At 73.8% G+C, this 19,917-nt stretch carries 21 protein-coding genes and 1 riboswitch; of the genes, 9 read left to right on the top strand and 12 right to left on the bottom strand.

Translation table 11 applies throughout. The features are described 5' to 3' along the window. The first annotated feature begins 102 nt into the window (after positions 1 to 102). On the top strand, positions 103 to 516 hold the full coding sequence (locus ACTWM8_RS17060) for a type II toxin-antitoxin system Phd/YefM family antitoxin (RefSeq protein WP_446209893.1): 414 nt from the start codon (positions 103 to 105) through the stop codon (positions 514 to 516). Positions 517 to 544: 28 nt separating this feature from the next. Here the strand turns inward: ACTWM8_RS17060 and ACTWM8_RS17055 are convergent, their stop codons facing one another. Together ACTWM8_RS17055 and ACTWM8_RS17050 are read right to left on the bottom strand one after the other, a co-directional pair. Beyond that, entirely contained in the window at positions 545 to 1,507 is a 963-nt protein-coding gene (locus ACTWM8_RS17055) for an anti-sigma factor RsbA family regulatory protein (protein ID WP_446209892.1), read from the bottom strand. Beyond that, on the bottom strand, positions 1,504 to 2,331 hold the full coding sequence (locus tag ACTWM8_RS17050; RefSeq protein WP_446209891.1) for an MEDS domain-containing protein: 828 nt from the start codon (positions 2,329 to 2,331) through the stop codon (positions 1,504 to 1,506). The genes ACTWM8_RS17055 and ACTWM8_RS17050 overlap by 4 nt, the downstream gene beginning before the upstream one ends. Before the next feature lie 106 nt (positions 2,332 to 2,437). On the opposite strand from ACTWM8_RS17050, the gene ACTWM8_RS17045 reads away from it, so the two are divergent. Next, positions 2,438 to 3,337: an alpha/beta hydrolase gene (locus ACTWM8_RS17045; RefSeq protein ID WP_446209890.1), complete on the top strand. Its 900-nt coding sequence runs from the start codon at positions 2,438 to 2,440 to the stop codon at positions 3,335 to 3,337. A 37-nt stretch (positions 3,338 to 3,374) separates the two neighbouring features. Here the strand turns inward: ACTWM8_RS17045 and ACTWM8_RS17040 are convergent, their stop codons facing one another. The 3 genes from ACTWM8_RS17040 to smpB all read right to left on the bottom strand — a co-directional run bounded on the left by ACTWM8_RS17040 (position 3,375) and on the right by smpB (position 5,778). Next, a complete protein-coding gene (locus ACTWM8_RS17040) occupies positions 3,375 to 4,646 on the bottom strand; it encodes an MFS transporter (RefSeq protein ID WP_446209889.1) in 1,272 nt (423 codons plus the stop codon). Continuing rightward, positions 4,643 to 5,218, bottom strand: a complete 576-nt coding sequence (locus tag ACTWM8_RS17035; protein ID WP_446209888.1) for an ArsR/SmtB family transcription factor — start codon at positions 5,216 to 5,218, stop codon at positions 4,643 to 4,645. The genes ACTWM8_RS17040 and ACTWM8_RS17035 overlap by 4 nt, the downstream gene beginning before the upstream one ends. A gap of 77 nt (positions 5,219 to 5,295) precedes the next feature. Next, positions 5,296 to 5,778: an SsrA-binding protein SmpB gene (gene smpB, locus ACTWM8_RS17030; RefSeq protein WP_238448868.1), complete on the bottom strand. Its 483-nt coding sequence runs from the start codon at positions 5,776 to 5,778 to the stop codon at positions 5,296 to 5,298. A 137-nt stretch (positions 5,779 to 5,915) separates the two neighbouring features. Between smpB and ACTWM8_RS17025 the strand changes: the two genes are divergently transcribed. Both ACTWM8_RS17025 and htpG read left to right on the top strand, forming a co-directional pair. After that, positions 5,916 to 6,587, top strand: a complete 672-nt coding sequence (locus ACTWM8_RS17025; RefSeq protein ID WP_446209887.1) for a class I SAM-dependent DNA methyltransferase — start codon at positions 5,916 to 5,918, stop codon at positions 6,585 to 6,587. Positions 6,588 to 6,726: 139 nt separating this feature from the next. Further along, on the top strand, positions 6,727 to 8,553 hold the full coding sequence (htpG, locus tag ACTWM8_RS17020) for a molecular chaperone HtpG (protein WP_446214580.1): 1,827 nt from the start codon (positions 6,727 to 6,729) through the stop codon (positions 8,551 to 8,553). Positions 8,554 to 8,604: 51 nt separating this feature from the next. On the opposite strand, the gene ACTWM8_RS17015 is transcribed toward htpG, so the two are convergent. Further along, entirely contained in the window at positions 8,605 to 9,489 is an 885-nt protein-coding gene (locus ACTWM8_RS17015; protein ID WP_446209886.1) for a peptidoglycan-binding domain-containing protein, read from the bottom strand. A 1-nt stretch (position 9,490) separates the two neighbouring features. Continuing rightward, complete coding sequence (locus ACTWM8_RS17010) at positions 9,491 to 9,616, bottom strand: hypothetical protein (RefSeq protein WP_255540690.1); 126 nt, start codon at positions 9,614 to 9,616, stop codon at positions 9,491 to 9,493. A gap of 447 nt (positions 9,617 to 10,063) precedes the next feature. Continuing rightward, a riboswitch (cyclic di-AMP (ydaO/yuaA leader) is annotated at positions 10,064 to 10,238 on the top strand. Here ACTWM8_RS17010 and ACTWM8_RS17005 point away from each other — a divergent pair. After that, entirely contained in the window at positions 10,237 to 10,911 is a 675-nt protein-coding gene (locus ACTWM8_RS17005; protein WP_446209885.1) for a transglycosylase family protein, read from the top strand. (Overlaps the previous riboswitch by 2 nt.) Before the next feature lie 249 nt (positions 10,912 to 11,160). Then, entirely contained in the window at positions 11,161 to 12,468 is a 1,308-nt protein-coding gene (nhaA, locus tag ACTWM8_RS17000) for a Na+/H+ antiporter NhaA (protein WP_446209884.1), read from the top strand. Here the strand turns inward: nhaA and ACTWM8_RS16995 are convergent. From ACTWM8_RS16995 to ACTWM8_RS16975, 5 genes are all read right to left on the bottom strand, one after another. Continuing rightward, on the bottom strand, positions 12,465 to 13,547 hold the full coding sequence (locus tag ACTWM8_RS16995; protein WP_446209883.1) for an ABC transporter ATP-binding protein: 1,083 nt from the start codon (positions 13,545 to 13,547) through the stop codon (positions 12,465 to 12,467). The genes nhaA and ACTWM8_RS16995 overlap by 4 nt on opposite strands. Beyond that, the gene (locus tag ACTWM8_RS16990) at positions 13,544 to 14,371 is read right to left on the bottom strand and encodes an ABC transporter permease (RefSeq protein ID WP_446209882.1); all 828 of its coding nucleotides are present in this window, start codon (positions 14,369 to 14,371) and stop codon (positions 13,544 to 13,546) included. The genes ACTWM8_RS16995 and ACTWM8_RS16990 overlap by 4 nt, the downstream gene beginning before the upstream one ends. Continuing rightward, positions 14,368 to 15,141, bottom strand: coding sequence for a molybdate ABC transporter substrate-binding protein (gene modA, locus ACTWM8_RS16985; protein ID WP_446214579.1), 774 nt, complete (start codon positions 15,139 to 15,141; stop codon positions 14,368 to 14,370). Before modA ends, ACTWM8_RS16990 begins: the two co-directional genes overlap by 4 nt. A 5-nt stretch (positions 15,142 to 15,146) precedes the next feature. Continuing rightward, complete coding sequence (locus ACTWM8_RS16980; protein ID WP_088961849.1) at positions 15,147 to 15,563, bottom strand: TOBE domain-containing protein; 417 nt, start codon at positions 15,561 to 15,563, stop codon at positions 15,147 to 15,149. Positions 15,564 to 15,747: 184 nt separating this feature from the next. Further along, positions 15,748 to 17,802 (bottom strand): M4 family metallopeptidase, encoded by a 2,055-nt coding sequence (locus tag ACTWM8_RS16975; protein WP_446209881.1) that lies wholly within the window; start codon positions 17,800 to 17,802, stop codon positions 15,748 to 15,750. 466 nt (positions 17,803 to 18,268) lie between these two features. Here ACTWM8_RS16975 and ACTWM8_RS16970 point away from each other — a divergent pair, with 466 nt between their 5' ends. From ACTWM8_RS16970 to ACTWM8_RS16960, 3 genes are all read left to right on the top strand, one after another. Then, on the top strand, positions 18,269 to 18,628 hold the full coding sequence (locus ACTWM8_RS16970; RefSeq protein WP_446209880.1) for a hypothetical protein: 360 nt from the start codon (positions 18,269 to 18,271) through the stop codon (positions 18,626 to 18,628). A gap of 36 nt (positions 18,629 to 18,664) precedes the next feature. Beyond that, positions 18,665 to 18,877 carry a hypothetical protein gene (locus tag ACTWM8_RS16965; protein ID WP_446209879.1) on the top strand — a complete coding sequence of 71 codons (213 nt, stop codon included), beginning with the start codon at positions 18,665 to 18,667 and terminating at the stop codon, positions 18,875 to 18,877. Between the two features lie 71 nt (positions 18,878 to 18,948). After that, on the top strand, positions 18,949 to 19,851 hold the full coding sequence (locus ACTWM8_RS16960) for a DUF4231 domain-containing protein (RefSeq protein ID WP_446209878.1): 903 nt from the start codon (positions 18,949 to 18,951) through the stop codon (positions 19,849 to 19,851). Positions 19,852 to 19,917: the final 66 nt, after the last annotated feature.

The following is a 19,917-nucleotide window of genomic DNA, read 5'->3' as shown; positions in this document are numbered from 1 at the left end:
CGGGGCGGGCCGCCGCCCGCCCCGCCCCCCACGGCCCGCGCCCGAACGGCCCGCTGGAGCGTCACGACGATAAATGTCATACCCCCGGCTGAGCATGACGGCATGGCTGCCCCCGCGCTGACCGACCACAGTGGTCGACCCCGTTCCCTGCCGCTGCGCGAGCTGCGCACCCGGCTGACCCAGTTGATCGCCATGGCCGAGCTGACCGACACCGTCACCCTGGTCACCCGCGACGGCGATTCCCGCCCGGTCGCCGCGATCGTCCCCGCCGCCGCGGCTCGCACCGCCGCCCAGGCCCGGGCCGACGGTGAGCGCCTCGCCGCCGTCACCGCCGGTTGGGCCCGCCGGCTGGAGGAGGCGCACCGGCAGGGCGCCCGCCGGCACGCCGCCGAGCTGCGCGCGGTCACCGCCGCCCTCGCCGAGGTCTGGGCCGAGCTGGACCAGCGCGTCCCACCGGGCACCGACCGGGCCCTCGACCGGCTGCGCGCCGTCCACGCCGACCTGCTCCGCGACTGACCGGCTCCGCCGGGCCGGCCGCGGCCCGTCAGGGTGTGACGTGCGGGTTGCCGGCGGTCAGGCGCAGCGTGAAGGCGTCCGCGCCGCGGTGCATCGCGACGTAATTGCACGACTGATGGGTGATCCATAGCCCGAGCCCGCCCGGCGCCGCGCCCCCGGCAGGCAGCAGACCGGCGTACGGGTCGCTCGGCCCGGCGCCGCGGTCGTCGACGCTCACCACGATCCGGTCCTCGCCGGTCCAGAGCCGGAACCGCACCGGTGGCCGCCCGTGTCGCAGCGCGTTGGTCACCACCTCGCTCACCGCCACGGCCAGGTCGTCGACGTCGTCGACCTTCAGCCGGCCGCGACCGGCCTCGTGCACCGCCTCGCGGGCCCGCGCCGGTGTCGGGTCGTGCAGTTCGACGGCCGGAGCGCTCGCCTGCAACGGGTCGGGCGTGATCGGCCGGTTCTCCAGCAGGTACGTCTCCGGCGGGGTGTAGCCCTCGTTCGGCACGTGCCGCCCGTCCGGCATCGCCGTGCGGGGGTGGGTGCGGAGCACGTCCGCCAGCATCGCGGTCGGGGTGGTGCGGGTGTCGTACGCGCACATGCTCCACAGCGGGAAGTCGTCGTACGCGTGGTTGATCGCCGACTCGTAGCGGGCCCACCAGTCCCAGGTCGCGCCGAAGGCCGACGGAGGCAGCTCGCCGATGATGCGGATCTGCCCCGCCCCCGCGGCGACGTGGTCGGCCAGCAGTTGGCGGTACGACCTGATCGCCGCGGTCGGGCGCGCGTACAGGTCGCCGCCGCCGAGGTACGACACCCCGGAGTCCGGGCCGAGCGCCGCGCGCACCAGTGCGGTGTTGCGCTCGCCGAAGGCGACCAGTGTCGGCTCACCTGCGGCGACCCCGTCGGTGAGGAAGGGCACCACGACGGCGAGCAGATCGTCGTCGGAGCCGTAGCAGACTGCCTCGTGGAAGTAGCCGCGATGCTCGGCGGCCGCGCCGGTCCTCATCGTGCCACCACCGCGACCCGGACGCGGGACAGCCCCAGCAGCTCGACCAGCCGGGCGGCGGAGGTCAGCGGGGTGTGCAGGACCACCGTGCCGCCGCGACGGGCGGCGTGTCGGTGCAGGTGGATCAGGTTCCGGTGGTCGATGAAGCGCAGCTCGTCGGCGCGGACCACCAGCTCCCCGGTGGGGTCGTCGACGTTCGCGCGGGTGAGCGCGGTGTCGAAGACGTCGTGGTTGGAAGTGTCCAACTCCCCGGCGAGGATCAGCTCGTCGCGCTCGGCGTACAGGTGGAACAGGGTGGTCCCCGGGTCGGCCGCGGGGTGCAGGCAGGCCAGCTCCTCGATCGCCCGCCCGTCCAGCACCCGCCGGTCGTACCCGCAGACGGCGGACATCGGGCGGACCCGCATGAAGCTGTCGACCAGGTGCTCGTAGCGGGTGAAGGCGGCGCGCTGCTCCGCGGTGACCACGAGCGTCGTCGCGTCGGCGGCCACCCGCAGGCCGGCGTGACCGTCGGCCAGGGCCGCGTCGGTCAACGCGGCGTAGGTGGCGACCTGGGCGGCCGGGTCGACGACATGCCGCTCGCCGTAGGTGTCGCGCACCGACACCACCTCCGCCGCCCCACCGCGCAGCGCCTCGCGCAGGCGCGGGACGCCCTGCCACCGGGCCACGGCGACGTCCCCCGGCTCGGCGGTGACGTAGCGGACCCGTTCGCCGGCGTCGAGGCCGGCGAGGAGGAACCGCTGTGCCCGGTCGTCGAAGACCGTCGTGTCGTCGAAGGTCCAGCAGACGTGTCCGGGCGGCACGGAACGCACTGATTCGCTGGTCAAGCTCTACGCCTCATGTCCGGAGTCTAAGCCGCGGCGGCGGGGTGCGCGCGGCCCGGCCGCCGCGCGCGGGGCCCCACGCCCGGGCGACGGCGTCTACCGTGGCCCGATGCCGATCACCCGACGCCGCGCGCTCACCTGGCTGGGTGCCGCGTTCGGCGCCGCCGCGACCTGCGCCGGCGGAGCTGCCCTCGTCGACGCGGCGGTGCTGCCCGGCAGGTCCGTGCTGAACCAGGCCCTCGGCCGGTGCGCGGCCGACGACCCGGCGCGGGAGCTGCGGGCCACCCCGGGGCCGTCGGTGAGCGGCACCTTCCGCTCGCCGGCGCGCCGCCGGGAGGTCGCCTTCGCGCTGTCCTACCCGCCGGGGTACGCGCCGGGCGCGCGGTTGCCGGTCTGCCTCGCCCTGCACGGGTACGCCAGCGACGCCGCGGCCACGGTGCGCAACGGCGACTATCCCGCGTTCATCGCCGGGGCGGTCCGGGCCGGGGCCGCCCCGTTCGTGCTGGCCGCCGTGGACGGCGGTGACGGGTACTGGCACCCGCACCCGGACGACGACCCGTTGACGATGCTGACCGGGGAGTTCCTGCCCCTGCTGGCCAGCCGTGGGCTGCGGACCGACCGGGTCGCGGTGGCCGGCTGGTCGATGGGCGGCTACGGCGCGCTGCTCTGCGCGCTGACCCGCCCCGAGCTGTTCCGGGCCGTCGTCGCCACCTCCCCGGCGATCTTCCACTCCTACGCCGACGCCCGCGCGGTCAACCCCGGCGCGTACGACTCGGCGGGGGAGTGGGACCGCTACGACGTCCTGGCCCGGGCGCGGGAGTTCGCCGGGCTGCCGCTGCGGGTGGCGATCGGCGCGGCCGACCCGTTCACCCCGGCGGTACGCGCCTGGCGGGACCGGCTGCCCGACCCGAAGGTGGTACGGATCTCCACGGGCTGTCACGACGGCCGGTTCTGGACGTCCGTCGCGCCGGAGCAGGTCCGCGCGATCAGCGTCGCGCTGGCCGGCTGACCGCCCCCGCACCGGCCCCCGCCGGTAGGCCGGGGGCTCAGCCGGGTGTGCTGGCCAGGTCGGCCGGCCGTTCGTCCACCGCCGTCGGCCGGCCCATCCGGCGCCACGGGCCGCCCAGCAGCGGGGTGAGCACGACCAGGACGTAGGCGGTGCCGACCGTGACCAGGGTGGCGGTGGTGCCGAACCGGTCGGCGGCCAGGCCGGCGCCGAGAGCGCCGAGCGGCATGGCGGCCCAGGCGCCGGCGCCGACCACCCCGTACACCCGGGCCCGCATGTGCGCGGGCACCCGCTCCAGCTTGACCGCGCCGATCAGCGGGTTGATCGCACCCGCGGCGAGACCGGAGACCGCGAAGATCGCGACCACCACCGGCAGCGGCGGCGCGGCGGCCAGGGCCCAGAAGGGTGGCCCGCCGGCGACCGCGAAGGTGGTGACGAAGGTGGCGCGGCGGGGCAGCCGGTGGCCGACGGCGCTGAACAGCAGCGAGCCGACCAGCGCGCCGCCCCCCATCGCGCCGACCAGCAGGCCGAACGCGGTGGCCCCGCCGAGCTCGCGGGTCGCCACCACCGGCAGCAGGACGCTGCTCTTCGTCGCGTCGAAGCAGTTGGTGATCAGCACCAGCAGCACCACCGCGCGCAGCAGCGGCTCCCGGACCAGGAACCGCACGCCGGCCGCGAAGTTCCGCCAGTATCCGCCGGACTCCTCCGGCGCCGGCTCGGCCGGGCGCATGGCGCGGGGCACCAGCAGCGCCACCACCAGCGCGGAGACGGCGAAGGTGGCGGCGTCCACGGCCAGCACCGGCAGCGCGCCGACGGCCGCGACCAGCAGCCCGGCCACGGGCGCGCCGAGCAGTCGGGAGCCACGTTCGGTGGCCTCGAACCAGCCGATCGCCCGTTCGATCGGCACCCGGGCGGCGGTCGCCGCCTCGGGCAGCAGCGCGGTCCGGGCGGTCTGCCCCGGCGTGTCGAGCAGCCCACTGGCGAAGACCAGCGCGAGCAGCGCCCAGAATGGCAGGCCGACGGTCGCGTCGAGCAGCGGGATGGCGGCGACCGTCACGCAGGACACCAGGTCGGCCACGACGCTGGCCCGGCGGTAGCCGATCCGGTCGACCACCACGCCGCCGAGGGCGCCGCCGAGCACCACCGGTGCGGCGGCGAACGCCCCGGTCAGGCCGGTCGCCGCCGGTGAGCCGGTCTCGGCCAGCACGTAGAGCGGCAGGGCGATGTAGGTGAGCATGTTGCCGGTGAGCGAGATCGTGTGGCCGACCAGCAGGCCGAGCAGCGGGCCCCAGCGGCGGGGCGCGGCGTTCACTGCGGCCCCCGGTAGGCCTGCCAGATCAGCGTGACGGTGCGGGCGCCGGGCCGGTCGGGGTCGCTGCGGGCCCGCCAGCGGGCACCCAGCTCCGCCAGCTCGGCGCGCAACTCGAGCAGCTCGTCGGGGGTCAGGTGCATGATCTGGTCGCTGCTGGTGGTGCCCCGGACCCAGTCCGGGTCGAGGGTGGCCTCGCTGTCGAGGTAGGCCTGGAACCGTTCCACGTAGCGCTGGAAGGCGGCCCGGCGCAGCAGGTCGGAGGCGAGCTTGCGCTCCGGGTCGTGCAGCACCTCGACCGGTTCCCAGTTGGTGCGGTCGTGCGCCGCCCGCCACCACCGTTCCCGGCGGTTGCGGGCGTGCTCGGGGGCCTCCCGGATGAAGCCGTGCTCGGCGAGCTTGCCGAGGTGGTAGCTGACCGACCCGACCGCCTCGTCCACCAGCTCGCTGAGCATGCCGACGCTCTGCGGGCCGCGCACCCGCAGCTCGCCGAGGAGCCGCAGGCGGGTGGGGTGGGCGAGCGCGCGCATGGCGCGCGGGTCGGTCAGGTGCAGGGTCGACTCGTCCTCGGACATGGGGACAGGCTAGACGTACAAGATGTGATGTACAAGAAGTCTTGTTGAACGTCGCCGCGGTGGACGGCGCGGGTGGTTCAGGCGGGGCGACGGCCCTTGAGACGGCGGCCCAGCTCGCGGGCGATCTCCCGGTTGGCGTCGCGTTCGGCGAGCGCCTGCCGCTTGTCGTACGACTTGCGGCCGCGGGCCAGGCCCAGCTCGACCTTGGCCCAGCCGTTGCTGAAGTACATCGACAGCGGCACCAGCGTCACGCCCCCGTCGCGCAGCTTCTCCAGGATCCGGGCAATCTCCACCCGGTGCAGCAGCAGCTTCCGGGTCCGGCGGGGCTGGTGGTTGGTCCAGGTGCCGAAGCCGTACTCGGCGATGTGCAGGCCGTAGAGCATGATCTCGCCGTCGCGTTCCTGAGCGAAGGCGTCGACCAGGGACACCCGCCCCTCCCGCAGCGACTTCACCTCGGTGCCGGCCAGCACGATCCCCGCCTCGTACGTCTTCAGGACGGTGTAGTCGTGCCGGGCCTTCTTGTTGGAGGCGATGAGCTTGCGCTCCGTGTCCCTGGACACGACGACCTCCTGCGGGTGGGCTGCGGACCGGTGCAGAATACCCGCCGGCGCCGCTCGGGTCGGCGGGGCGCGACGAGGACGGGCGGCAGGTCCAGCCGGACCCTGCCGCCACCCGCCCGCCGGTAGGGTCGGCGGTCGTGACCGAACCGGACTTCCTCACCGCCACCCGCACCTCGTACGACACGATGGCCGCCGACTACACCGAGTTCATCCGCGGCGAGCTGGCCGCCCTGCCGCTCGACCGGGCCATGCTGGCGGCCTTCGCCGAGCTGGTGCTGGCCGACGGGGGCGGGCCGGTGCTGGAGGTGGGCTGCGGCCCCGGACGGATCACCCGGCACCTGCACGACCTCGGCCTCGACGCCGCCGGCCTGGACCTGTCGCCGGGCATGATCGCGCAGGCCCGGCGGGCGTACCCGGACCTGCGCTTCACCGAGGGGTCCATGCTGGAGCTCGACCTGGCCGACGGCGCGCTCGCCGGCCTGGTCGCCTGGTACTCGGTCATCCACCTGCCCGACGACCGGCTGCCGGCCGCCTTCGCCGAGTTCCACCGGGTCCTCGCTCCCGGTGGGCACCTGCTGCTGGCCTTCCAGGTCGGCGACGAGCCGATGCACCGCACCGACATGTGGGGGCGCCCGGTCTCCCTCACCTTCCACCGCCGCCGGCCCGAGGAGGTGGCGCGGCTGTTGCACGCTGCCGGGCTGGACGTGCACGCCCGGCTGTGGCGCGAGCCGCGGGAGGTGGACGGGCGGCGGGAATCCACGCCGCAGGCGTGCCTGCTGGCCCGCCGCCCCAGTGACGACCGGCGGTGACCGGAGGGCCACGACGGCTCGTATCCTTCTCCCGCGGATTCCGACCGGGGACCCGTGACGAGGAGATGAGGAGGTTGGTGTGAGCAGCCGGACCGAGACGTTGGAGTTCCAGGCCGAGACGCGTCAACTGCTGCAGTTGATGGTGCACTCGATCTACTCGCACAAGGACGTATTCCTGCGGGAGCTGGTCTCCAACGCCTCCGACGCGCTGGACAAGGTGCGGCTGGAGTCGCTGGTCGACGGCGACCTCGACGTCGACACCGCCGACCTGCACATCGAGATCGAGACCGACCCGGCGGCCCGCACCCTCACCGTGCGCGACAACGGCATCGGCATGTCCCGCGAGGACGTCGTCTCCCTGATCGGCACCATCGCCCGCTCCGGCACGGCCGAGCTGCTGCGCAAGCTGAAGGAGTCCCGGGAGGCGGCCGCCCAGGACCTGATCGGCCAGTTCGGCGTCGGCTTCTACTCGACGTTCATGGTGGCCGACACCGTCACCCTGCTGACCCGCCGGGCCGGCCAGACCGAGGGCACCCGCTGGGAGTCCACCGGCGAGGGCACCTACGTCGTGGAGACGGTCGACGACGCCCCGCAGGGCACCTCGGTCACCGTGCACCTGAAGCCGGCCGACAGCGAGGACAACCTGGCCGACTACACCGACCACGGCAAGATCCGCGAGATCGTCAAGCGGTACTCCGACTTCATCGCCTGGCCGATCCGGCTCGTCACGCCGGACGCCGAGCCGGTCACCCTCAACTCGATGAAGGCGCTCTGGGCCCGGCCGCGCGACGAGGTCGCCGAGGAGGAGTACCGCGACTTCTACCGGCACGTCAGCCACGACTGGGCCGACCCGCTGGAGACCATCCACATGCGGGGTGAGGGCGTCTTCGAGTACGAGGCGCTGCTCTTCATCCCCACGCACGCCCCGTTCGACCTGTTCATGGCCGACGGCCGGCGCGGGGTGCAGCTGTACGTCAAGCGGGTGTTCGTGATGGACGACTGCGCCGCGCTCATGCCCAACTACCTGCGCTTCGTCAAGGGCGTGGTGGACGCGCACGACCTGTCGCTGAACATCTCCCGGGAGATCCTCCAGCAGGACCGGCAGATCCAGATCGTGCGTCGCCGGCTGGTCCGCAAGGTGCTCGCCACCGTCAAGGAGATGCGCACCGAGCACGCCGACCGGTACCGGACCTTCTGGTCGGAGTTCGGCCGGGTGGTCAAGGAGGGGCTGCTGGAGGACCCGGACAACCAGCAGGCGATCCTCGACATCGTCTCGGTTGCCTCCACCCACGACGCCGCCGAGCCCACCACGCTGCGCGAGTACGTCGAGCGGATGAAGGACGGCCAGGAGGAGATCTACTACGCCACCGGCGAGACCCGGGCCATGCTGGAGAACTCGCCGCACATGGAGGCCTTCCGCGCCAAGGGCTACGAGGTGCTGCTGCTCACCGACCCGGTCGACGAGGTGTGGGTGGAGCGGGTCGCGCAGTTCGACGGCCGGCCGCTGCGCTCGATCGCCAAGGGCCAGGTGGACCTGGACACCGAGCAGGAACGGGAGGAGGCGGAAGCGGAACGGGAGCGGCAGACCAAGGAGTACGCCGCCCTGCTCGCCTTCCTCGGCGGTGCGCTGGCCGACAGCGTCAAGGAGGTGCGCCTCTCCTCCCGCCTGACCACCTCGCCGGCCTGCATCGTCGGCGACGCGCACGACATCACGCCCACGCTGGAGAAGATGTACCGCGCGATGGGGCAGGAGGTGCCGAAGGTCAAGCGCATCCTCGAACTCAACCCGACCCACCCGCTGGTCACCGGCCTGCGCGCGGCGCACGAGCGCGGCGGCGACTCCGGTGCCCTCACCGAGACCGCCGAGCTGCTGTACGGCATGGCGCTGCTCGCCGAGGGCGGCGACCTGGCCGACCCGGCCCGGTTCGCCCGGGTCCTCGCCGACCGGCTGGCCCGCACCCTCTGACGCGACGACGGCCCCGGCCCGGTGGGGGAGCACCGGGCCGGGGGCGCCTGCTCAGGAACCGACCCGCACGCCCATCGCCGCCCAGGTGGCCGGGCCGACCACCCCGTCCACGGTGAGCCCCCGCATGCCCTGGTACCAGCGGACGCCGGCCTCGGTCTTCGCGTCGAAGGCGCCGCTCGCCGGGCCGCACCGCTTCGCGCCGACGAACCGCTGGACGAAGGCCACGTCCCCGCCCGTGCTGCCGCGCCGCAGCGTCCGCGAGCCCGGTCTGCCCCCGGACACCGGCGACGCCGGCCGGCCGCTGGGCACCGACGGGGCCGGCGTGACGGCCGCGCGCAGGGCCGCCACGGTACGCGGGCCGACCACCCCGTCGGGGGTGAGCTTTCGGGCGGTCTGGAACGACCGTACCCAGGCGGCCACGGCCGGCCCGAACACCCCGTCGGCCGTCAGTCGGGCCCCGAGGCGGTTGGCGACGGCCTGCAACTCCCGGACGTCGCCGCCCCGGGAGCCGGCGCGCAGCAGCCGGTCGCCCAGCCGGGCCGTCGTGGCGGTGGCGATGCCCCACGGGTGGCGGCTGTCCTCCAGGCTCCGCTGGTGGCTGACGCTGACGTGCAGGTGCTTGTCGTGCGGGTTCGGCCCGGTGTACCGGGCCGGCCGGAAGCTGCGGGTACGGCTCCAGATCTTCCGGTCGTAGATGACGTACTGGGTGGACGGATGGTTGACGGCCTGCCGGACGACCAGCAGCGGGTCGATCCCGTCGACGTCCACGTCCACCGCGTTCACCGACTGATCGTCATTGTCCGGATTATGGTCCGAGCGGCGCGCCTGGTGACTGGCATCGCCCAACCAGCCGTCGGACTTGCGGTCCCGCTGCGGCCAGCGGGTGTCTATCTCCTCGCGCAGCACCCGCAGCGCGGGCGCCAGGTGCACGCCCATCTCACTCCTCCTCTTCCAGCGCGGCGGCCAGGTCGAAGTCGACCTCGTCGCCGGCCAGGCTCTCCGGGTCGTCGTCCTCGTCGAGGGTGGCGACGAGGTAGTCGGTGTCGATGCTGACGGTGTCCATGAAGGTCCTTCCTCTCGCGGATGGCCGGCCGCCGCGAACCGGGGCGGACCGTGACGGCCAGGGCGCCGGCGACCGGCATCCGGCGGTCGGCGGGTCCGAAGCGTCGACGCCGCGGCGCGCTCTGCTCCCTACCGTCCGAGTCGGCGGCCGGGCTGCCCAGACATGAGTCGCCAATCAGCGGCAACGCTGACCGTCCGGCGGCGCGGAACGCTGATCGAGGCCGCCTGACCAGCGAAAACGGGGAGGCGACGCACCTGATCCGCCGCTCGGGGCGAGGCTTTCGGCCCAGTCGTGACAGATTCCCGACCGGCCCTTGTAGAGCACCGCCGACCGGCCCGCAACTCGAAGGACGGCGCCGTCGCTCAGCCGGGTGAAGAACTTCACAAGAAGTGGGCAATCGCCCCAAACAGTTCGTAACGTCGTTCGTGTCCGCGATCGCGGACACCACGGCCGGTAACGCCTAATCCATGCCGCCGGCCGGTGGGACCTTTTCAGCGGGCATGGAGCGGGGGACCCACACGTTCCTCGGTGCACGTCACCTCGGGGTGAAGCCGCCCATGGGCGGCCGGGCTCCTCGGCCCGAACCCGACAGCTCACCTCGTCGGCGTGGAGGAATCCAGATGGCAACTGAATACACCGCCCGTCATCGACGGGTCAGCTCGCGCCGCATCGCCGTCGGCACGCTCGCCGTCGGTGCGGTCACCGGGGTCGCCGCCGTCCTGGCGCCGGCGTCGCCGGCGAGCGCCGCCAGCGTCAACTGGGACGCGATCGCCCAGTGCGAGTCCGGCGGCAACTGGCACATCAACACCGGCAACGGCTACTACGGCGGCCTGCAGTTCTCGCAGGGCACCTGGTCCGGCTACGGCGGCAAGAAGTACGCCTCCCGCGCCGACCTGGCCAGCCGTGGCGAGCAGATCGCGATCGCCGAGAAGGTGCTCGACGGTCAGGGCATCGGGGCCTGGCCGACCTGCGGTCGGAAGGGCGGCTCCACCAAGAGCTACTCCACCCCCTCCGAGAAGTCGGAGAAGTCGCAGAAGTCGCAGCGGCGCTCCGGCTCGTCGAAGGCCACCTCCACCGAGCGGTCCTCGCGGGAGCAGCACAGCACCCGCAGCCAGCGGCGCAGCGCGCCGGCCGGGACCGGCGACGTGTACGTGGTGCGGCTGGGTGACACCCTGTCGCAGATCGCCGACGCCCTGGACCTGGCCGGTGGCTGGCAGGCGCTGTACGAGCGCAACAAGCGCGTGGTCGGCGCCGACCCGGGGCTGATCTTCCCCGGTCAGAAGCTCAGCCTCTGACCCAGCACCCAGGCACCCTGACGACGCCCGGCCGGACGACCGGCCGGGCGTCGCCGCGTCCGCGGCATGGTCGGCGCGGGTTCGGGCCGCCGGCGACGGGGTACCGGGCGCACGTGGACCGGCCCGCCGGCGCGTCCGCGTCGCCGGTCGTCGGGGCCGCGGCGGGGGCGCGGGGATAGGGTTGGTCCTGGTGTGCCGGGAAGTCTGGTCGGCGATGGACGACGCGACCCTTGCCGACGAGGAGATCCCGTGACCGACGCCGCCCGGCGCCGTACCAGCCTGTTCGCCCGCCGCTCCTGGGGCGAGACCAGCCGCATCTCCGCCATCCTGCGCAAGGAGACCGTGGGCGGGGCGCTCCTGCTCGTCGGGGCGCTGCTCGCGCTGCTCTGGTCGAACTCACCCTGGGCGGACGGCTACCGGGCGCTGCGCGACCTCACCGTCGGCCCGGCGTCGCTGCACCTCGATCTCACCCTCGCCACCTGGGCCGCCGACGGGCTGCTGGCGGTCTTCTTCTTCGTCGCCGGGCTGGAACTCAAGCGCGAGTTCGTCGCCGGCGACCTGCGCGATCCGCGCCGGGCCGCGGTGCCGGTGGCGGCGGCGGTCGGCGGGGTGGCCGTACCCGCGGTGCTGTTCGTCCTCATCGCCGGGGTCGACGGCGCCCGGGGGTGGGCGATCCCCACGGCCACCGACATCGCGTTCGCCCTGGCGGTGCTCGCGGTGGTGGGACGGCTGCTGCCGTCGGCGCTGCGTACCTTCCTGCTCACCCTGGCGGTCGTCGACGACCTGCTCGCCATCGTCATCATCGCCGTCTTCTACACCTCCAGCCTCGCCGTGCCGCCGCTGCTGGCCGCGCTGGTGCCGCTCGCGCTTTTCGCCGTGCTGGTGCAGCGCCGGGTCCGGTCCTGGTGGCTGCTGCTGCCGCTGGCCGCCGTGACCTGGACGCTGGTGCACGCCTCGGGGGTGCACGCCACGGTGGCGGGGGTGCTGCTCGCCTTCACCGTCCCGGTGCTGCGCAGCGAGGCCGCTGGCGGGCCGAACGCCGGGCCGGGCCTGGCCGAGCACTTCGAGCACCGGTTCCGGCCGATCTCCGCCGGGGTGGCGGTGCCAATCTTCGCGTTCCTCTCCGCCGGCGTCACGGTCGGCGGCCTGGCCGGGCTGGCCACCGCGCTGACCGACCGGGTCGCGGCCGGCATCGTGGTCGGCCTGGTGGTCGGCAAGCCGGTGGGCATCCTGGCCGCCACCTGGCTGGTGTCCCGGTTCACCCGGGCCCACCTCGACGAGGGGCTGAACTGGCTCGACGTGCTCGGCCTGGCGCTGCTCGGCGGGATCGGGTTCACCGTCTCGCTGCTGATCGGCGAGCTGGCCTTCGGCCTGGGCAGCGCGCGTGACGACCACGTCAAGGTCGCGGTGCTCACCGGCTCGCTGCTCTCCGCGCTGCTGGCGACGGTGATCCTGCGCGCCCGCACCCGGGTCTACCGGCGGGTGCACGAGATCGAGACCCTCGACGAGGACCACGACGGCGTCCCGGACGTCTTCGAGCCGAAGGCGGACCGCTAGCCGTCCGGCTGCGCTGGCCCGGCCGGGTACGCCCGGGTCTCGCTGGCCTTGACTGCCGCCCACACCCGCTGCCCGGGCTCCAGCCGCAGCTGGGCGGCGGCGGCCGGGGTGACGTCGGCGGCGGCCGGGACCGGGCCGGCGAGCTGCACCCGCAGGTTGTCCCCGTGCCGCTGCACCCCGGCGACGGTGGCCGGCCAGGTGTTGCGGGGGCTGCCGTCGGGCTGCCGCGGGTGCAGGGCCACGGCGGCGGGTCGGAAGACCACGAAGGCGTCGCCGTCCAGCCGGTCGGCGGTGGCCAGGGCGAAGCCGTCGCCGAGGCGGACCCGGTGACCGTCGGCGTGGCCCCGGTAGAGGTTCAGCCCGACGAGGCGGGCGACGTAGTCGGTGCGCGGCCGCGCGGTGACGGTGGCGGCGTCCCCCTCCTGCACGACCCGGCCGTCCTCGACGATGACCAGCCGGTGGGCGAGGGCGAGCGCGTCCAGCGGGTCGTGGGTGACCAGCAGCGTCGCGCCGTCGTGGTCGGCCAGGTGCCGGTGCAGGTGGGCCCGGGTGTCCAGGCGGGTCCGGGCGTCCAGCGCCGCCAGCGGCTCGTCGAGCAGGAGCAACCGCGGGCGTACGGCGAGCGCGCGGGCCAGGGCTACCCGCTGGGCCTGCCCGCCGGAGAGCTGCCGCGGCCGGCTCCGGGCGTGCCCGGACAGCCCGACCCGGTCCAGCCAGCCGGCCGCCTGCTCGCGGGCGGCCCGCCGGTCGAGGCCCTGCCGGCGGGGGCCGAACGCGACGTTGTCCAGCGCGCTCAGGTGCGGGAAGAGCAGGTAGTCCTGGAACACCACGCCGACCCGGCGCCGCTCCGGCGGGATCCAGCTGGCCCGGTCGGGCCGGTCCAGGTCGACGCCGTCGAGCAGGACGTGGCCGGCGGTGAGCGGCTGGAGCCCGGCGAGGGCGCGCAGGGCGGTGGTCTTGCCGGCGCCGTTCGGGCCGAGCAGCGCGACCACCTCGCCGGCGCCGACGGTCAGCCGGACGTCGAGTCGGAAGGCGCCCCGGTCGACGACCAGGTGGCCGTCCAGCAGCGGAGCGCTCACGGGCTGGTGATCCAGCGGTCGCGCAGGCCGGCGAGGATCGCCACCGAGACGGTGAGCAGGATCAGGCTGAGCACGATCGCCGCGTCCAGATCGGTCTCCAGGGCCAGGTAGACGGCGAGCGGCATGGTCTGGGTGCGGCCCGGATAGTTGCCGGCGAAGGTGATGGTCGCCCCGAACTCGCCCAGCGCCCGGGCCCAGCAGAGCACCGCGCCGGCGGCGACCCCGGGAGCGATCAGCGGCAGGGTCACGTGGGTGAAGGTGGTCCACCGGCCCGCACCGAGGGTGGCGGCCGCCTCCTCGTATCGGCTGTCCGCGCCGCGCAGCGCGCCCTCGACGGCGATGATCAGGAACGGCATCGCCACGAACGCCTCGGCGAGCACCACGCCGGTGGTGGTGAACGGCAGGGTGAGGCCGAAGGCGCCGTCCAGCCACCGCCCGAGCAGCCCATTGCGGCCGAACACCAGCAGCAACGCCACGCCGCCGACCACCGGAGGCAGCACCAGCGGCACGGTGACCAGGGCCCGCACCACCCGGCGGCCGGGGAACTCCACCCGCGCCAGCAGCCAGGCCAGGGGTACGCCGCAGGCCAGGCAGAGCAGCGTGGCCAGGGTGGCGCACTGCACCGACAGCCGTAGCGCGGTGAGCACGCCCGGCGCGGTCAGCCGCTGCGGCAGCGTCGCCCACGGGGTACGCGCCAGCAGCCCGGCCAGCGGCAGCACCAGGAAGAGCAGCCCCAGCCCGGCCGGTACGAGCAGCGCGACCGGCACCCGCCGGCCGGGCCGCCGCCGGGCACGCGGCGCCGGGGCGTCCGGTAGGGCGGTCACGACCCCGTGGGCGGCTGGAAGCCGGCGCTGGTGAGCACGGCCCGGCCCTGGTCGGAGCGGATGTGGTCGACGAAGGCGCGGCCGGCGGTCGGGTTCGGCGCGTGCTTCAGCATCACCACCGGGTAGTCGTTGATGGCGCCGGCGGACTCGGGGAACTCGACGCCGTCGACCTTCGCGGCGGCGGACCTGACGTCGGTGCGGTAGACCAGCGCGGCGTCGACCTCGCCGAGGGTCACCTTGGACAGGGCGCCCTTGACGTCCTGCTCCCGCGTCACCGGGGTCAGCTTCACGCCCGCCGCGCCGAGCACCCTGGTGGCGGCCGCGCCGCAGGGCACCTGCTCGGCGCAGAGCGCCACCTTGGCGCCCGGCCTGGTCAGGTCGGCCAACCCGGCGACCCCGGCGGGGTTGCCCTTCGGCACGGCGATGACGAGCTGGTTGCGGGCGAAGACGGTGGGGGAGCCGACGGTGGCGCCCGCGTCGGTGACGGTGGCCATGTTCTTCGGGGCGGCCGAGGCGAACACGTCCGCCGGGGCGCCCTGGGTGATCTGGGTGGCCAGGGCCGAGCTGCCGGCGAAGTTGAAGATGACCCGCACGCCCGGGTGCGCGTCCTCGAACTGGCGGCCCAGCGTGGTGAAGGACTCGGTCAGCGACGCGGCGGCGAAGACGGTCACCGTGCCGGTGACCCCGCTCGTGTCGCCGTCGTCGGCGTCGCCGCAGCCGGCGAGGCCGAGGGCGGCCACCATCGGCAGGACGGCCAGCACGGCCCGGATCCTCGTCACCAGCTGTTCCTCCCGCGCAGCGGCGCGGCCCGCTCGACCACGACCGTGGTGGACTTGATCACGGCGACCGCGACCGAGCCGACCGTCAGGCCCAGCTCGTCGACCGCCTCCCGGCTCATCAGCGAGACCACCCGGAACGGGCCGGCCTGGATGTCGACCTGCGCCATCACCGTGTCCCGGACGACGGCGGTGACGATCCCGCGCAGCCGGTTGCGGGCCGAGGAGAACTCGGCGCGCCCGTCCGGCTCGGCGGCCTGGGCCCGGACGAAGCCGGCCAGCTCGACGCCGTCGACCAGCCGGTGGCCGTGCTCGTCCCGGGTCGCCGGCAGGCGTCCGGCGTCCACCCAGCGCCGCACGGTGTCGGTGCTGACGCCCAACAGCTCGGCGGCCTCGCTGATCCGGAACACGGTCACCGGGTCACCCTAGCGGCTCGCGTCTGCGTGGCGGAAGCGGCGATCTGCCTCGCGTACCCGAGGGTGATGGCGGGTGGACGGCCGCAGCTGCGGGTGCGGCCGTGTGCCCGACGGGCGCCGGCGCGAACGACGGCGGTCGGCCGCCGCGGGACGCGACGACCGACCGCCGGTGGTACGGGTCGGATCAGCTCAGGGTGAGCGCGGTGTCGTCCACCACGAAGGACGTCTGCAGCGAGCTGTCCTCCACCCCGCTGAACGAGATGGTCGCGGTGGTGCCGGCGAGCGAGGAGACGTCGAAGGTCTTCTGCACGTAGCCGGCGGCGGCGTTGACGTTGGAGTACGTCGCCAGGGTGGTGCTGCCGGCCTTGACGGTCAGCTTGTCGTACGCGGTGGTGCCCGACTCGGCGGTGTCGATGTGCAGCCAGAAGCTGAGTGTGGCGCGGCACCCGGCCGGGATGCTCACCGACTGCGACAGGGTGTCGGTGTGGGTGGAGCCGTACCCGTCCAGCCAGGCCTTGTAGGAACCGCCGTGCGCGGCCTGGCTGGTCGAGTTGGTGATCACGCCCGAGGAGGCGGTCCAGCTGACGGCGCCGGACTCGAAGCCGGGGTTGGCCAGCTTCTGGCCGGAGCAGCTGCCCGACGGCGGGGTGGTCGTGGTGGTCGGGGTCGGCGTCGGGCTGGTGCTGCACGTCGGGTCGGCGGTCTGCGCCGGGACGCTGACGGCGTTCCAGGCGGCCTTGACCGTGTCGAACTCGGCGCAGCTGCCCGGGTAGAGATTCTTGGCGGCCTGGAGCGTCCAGGTGCGGTACTTCAGGTACGACGAGGACGACGTCTTCAGCAGCATCGCGTTGTACATGATCTTGATGGCCTTCTGGATGCCGAGGCCGGTCACGGTGCTGCCGTTGCAGGTCGGGCTGGTCGGCTGGCCGTTGGTCGGGTTGCTGCCCATGGCCAGCAGGTAGAACCAGTGGTTGCCGGGGCCGGCCGCGGCGTGCACCTCCTGGCTCGGGATGCTGCTGGAGTAGCAGTTGGCGTCACCCACCGCCGACGGGTTGTACATGTTGCGGATCGGGCCGTTACCGACCAGGTTGATCTTCTCGCCGACCAGGAAGTCCGGGGCGTCGTAGGTGGACGGCTCGTTGGCGAACCACTCGGTGGCGGCGCCGAAGGTGTCCGCGACGAACTCCTGGGTGTTGCCGCCGGAGATGCCGCCCGGCGTCTTGTCGTCGATGCCGTGGCCGATCTCGTGGGCGACCACGTCGATCGAGCTGATCCACTGACCGGCGGTGTTCTTGCCGATCTGGACCTGGGTCCCGTCGTAGTAGGCGTTCTGGTCGTTGAGGCCGACCCGGATCGGCCAGGCGCCGCCGGTGCCGTTGGCGCCGTTGCGGCCCAGCCACTGGGAGAGCATCTTGTGCTGGGTCTGCGCGGCGAAGAGCGCGTCGACGCAGCCGGTCTCCCTGCTCGTGCCGCTGCCGTTGCCCCACGCGTCGTCCGAGCCGGAGAACGTGGTGTTGGTGGCCGCGTCCTGGCAGCTCTGGTTGGTGACGTTCGGGTCCTTCAGCGAGTACGTGCTCCCGGACAGGGTGGTGTTGAGCGCCAGCGGGCTCGGCCCGTTGTAGTAACCGGTGCCGGTGCCGTCCATGACCCGTTCCCGGGTCCGTAGCACCTTTCCGGTGGCGGCGTCCACGTCCACGGTCAGCCGGCTCGGGCCCTCGGCCGAGGTGCCGGTGAGGGTGGTCTGCCAGGCCAGCGTGGGCGTCTCGGCGAGGTTGTAGACGACGAGGGTGGTGCCCTCGACCCCGGCGACCGTGCGCAGCTGGGCGCGGGCCGTCTTCTCCGCCCTCGCGGCGGTGAGCTTCGGCGTCGTGGCGATCTCGCCGAGCGGCCGCTGCTGGGCCACCGAGGCGTAGGTGACCTGGCCGGCGGAGTTCGTGGCCAGGACGAAGTCGCCGCCCTCCACCGGCAGGCCCTTGTAGGTGCGCTCGTACGGCACGTACTGGGTGCCGTCGGAGGAGATGACCGGCTTCTGGACGAACCCGTCGTTGGCGCCGGCGTGCAGGTACTGCGGCCGGCTGGCCACCAGCGAACCGGCCGCGCTGGCGGCGAGCGCGCGGGCCTCGGCGGGTGCCGGGGCCGGGCTCGGGGGTGCGGCCTGGACGGCCGCCGCGGTTCCCGCGGCGAGCAGGCCGGCCGCTGCCGCGCCGGAGAGCGCGACGAGGCGAGGTGAGATCTTCAAAGGGGCGCTCCTGTTCTGGGTCGGCGCGTCCGGTGCCCGGTGGGGTGGCGCGCCGGTCGAGCGAAAGCAGGTGCGACGGCCGGTCTCCGGAGCTGCCGGCGTGCCCGGAGTGACGACCGGCCGTCGCGCGTCGCCGGGGGTTGGCGACGTGCTGGAGGCACGATCACACGCGCAAGCATTGATATCAATGGGTTGACTCAGGCAACCGATGGTGGTGGGGCTCATCCGGTTGTTTCGGCCAGGTGAACAGGGATCGATCCGTCGCGGTCTGAACAGGTGATCTCTGCCGGGGCCTCGGGACGACCGCTGCCCGGCTCGCGCGTTTTGCCGCTAGGTGCACGATGCGGGCACAGGTGCAGAGCGGCGGCAATCCGTCATGTTCGCCCTGTCCGTCATGGTGGCGGAGATCACCAGAGCAGCGCCTGACCTGGCCCGACCATCGCCCCGCAGGGGCACAATGGTGGCCATGCGGCAGGGGTTCGCTCACCAGGCGGTTCTCGACATGGCGCCGGACGCCGATCCGGGCGCGCCCGGGGCGGCCATCACCACGGTCCTGTGCGGCCACTGGGAACACGAGCCGCCCTGTCCGGTGGCGTCCCACCACACCCGCGTCGAGCGGTCCGGTGACGAGGTACGCCTGCACATCCTCTTCGCCACCGAACCGCAGCTGGAGGAGCGGGTGCGGCAGGACATCGACCGCGCCCTGGCGCGCGGCGAGCTGCGTGGTCCCGACGGTACGACGACCCGGTGGCGGCTGCGGCTGAGCGGACCGAGCGAGCCGTCGCCCCGGGAGGCGGAACACCTCGAGCGGCTGACCCGCGGCTAGGCCCTGGTACTCCAACGTCGCTTGATCGTGAGAGTCATGAGCTGGTTGCGACGATCCCGCCCTGCCTATGCGGTCGACGGTGTCGAGCCGCAGCGCAGCAGCGGCGGCTGGGACATCTTCGACGGCGACGCTCTGGCCGGGCTGCCCGCAGTTGCCGGGGCCGCCGCGCGCCTGCCGCAGGACCCCGCGCTGGAGGATCTGCCGGACTATCTGTCGGTCGCCACGAAAGATCCAGGAGACACTCCCTAGACCCGTCCGCCGTCCGCCGTCCGCCGCCCGGTGTCCCGGGGCCGTGGGCGCGGCTGACCTACCATGCGGGCGTGGCGAACTTCGATGCGTCGGCGGCGGTCACGATGGTCTGGCAGCGGCAGAGCGTCTGGTCGCAGGCCGCGGTGGCCGAGAAACGGCGCGTCGTGCGCGCGCGGCGCACGGTGGCCGGCCTCACCATCGGCGCCGCCGTCGCCGGCTCCCTCGCCACCCAGCTCGGCGAGCCGCACCGGACGGCCGGCCGCGCGCTGGCCATCCTCGCCGCCGCCGCGCTGCTGCTGGTGCCGGTGGCGGCGAGGTGGACCTCGCGGGACACGGTGCACGCGTGGACCCGGCTGCGGTCGGTCTCCGAGGCGTTGAAGGCCGACGTCCACCGCTACCTGGCCGGGGTGGCGCCGTTCGCTGGCGCCGATCGCGACCGGGTGCTGCTGCGGCGCGCCGACACCCTGCTCGACGACTCGGGTGACCTGGTCGGGCGGACCGTCGGCCTCGCGCCGGTCGCCCGGCCGCTGCCCGACGTCCAGGACGTGCCGAGCTATCTCACCGCCCGGGTGCGGGGGCAGGTGACCGGCTACTACGCGCCGATGGCGCGGCGGATGGCCCGGCTGGCCGCGCGCGTCCGGTGGGCCGCGACGGCGGTGACCGTGGCCAGCGCCCTGCTCGCCGCGACCGTCGGGGTGCTCGGCGACGGGCTGGGCCTGACCGCGTGGCTCGGGGTCGCGGCGACCGTGACGACCGCCCTGGTCGGCTACGAGGCCGCGCAGCAGTACGAGGCCCAGCAGATCGAGTTCGCCCGGACGGCCGACCAGCTGACCCGGCTGTGCGCGACCCGCGAGACCGGGCACGGCTGGACCGACGACGACGCGTTCGTCGCCGAGGCCGAGCGGATCATCTCGCTCTCCAACGAGGGCTGGATGGCGAAGATGATCGAAGAAGATGGCGCAGCGCAGCAGTGACATCACAGCGAGTGCAATATATTATCTTCGATGGTGCGTCGACTGTGGATGTCGACCGGCCATCAA

Source organism: Micromonospora sp. IBSANI012 (genome assembly GCF_052814045.1).
This window is presented reverse-complemented; position numbering and strand designations above follow the sequence as displayed.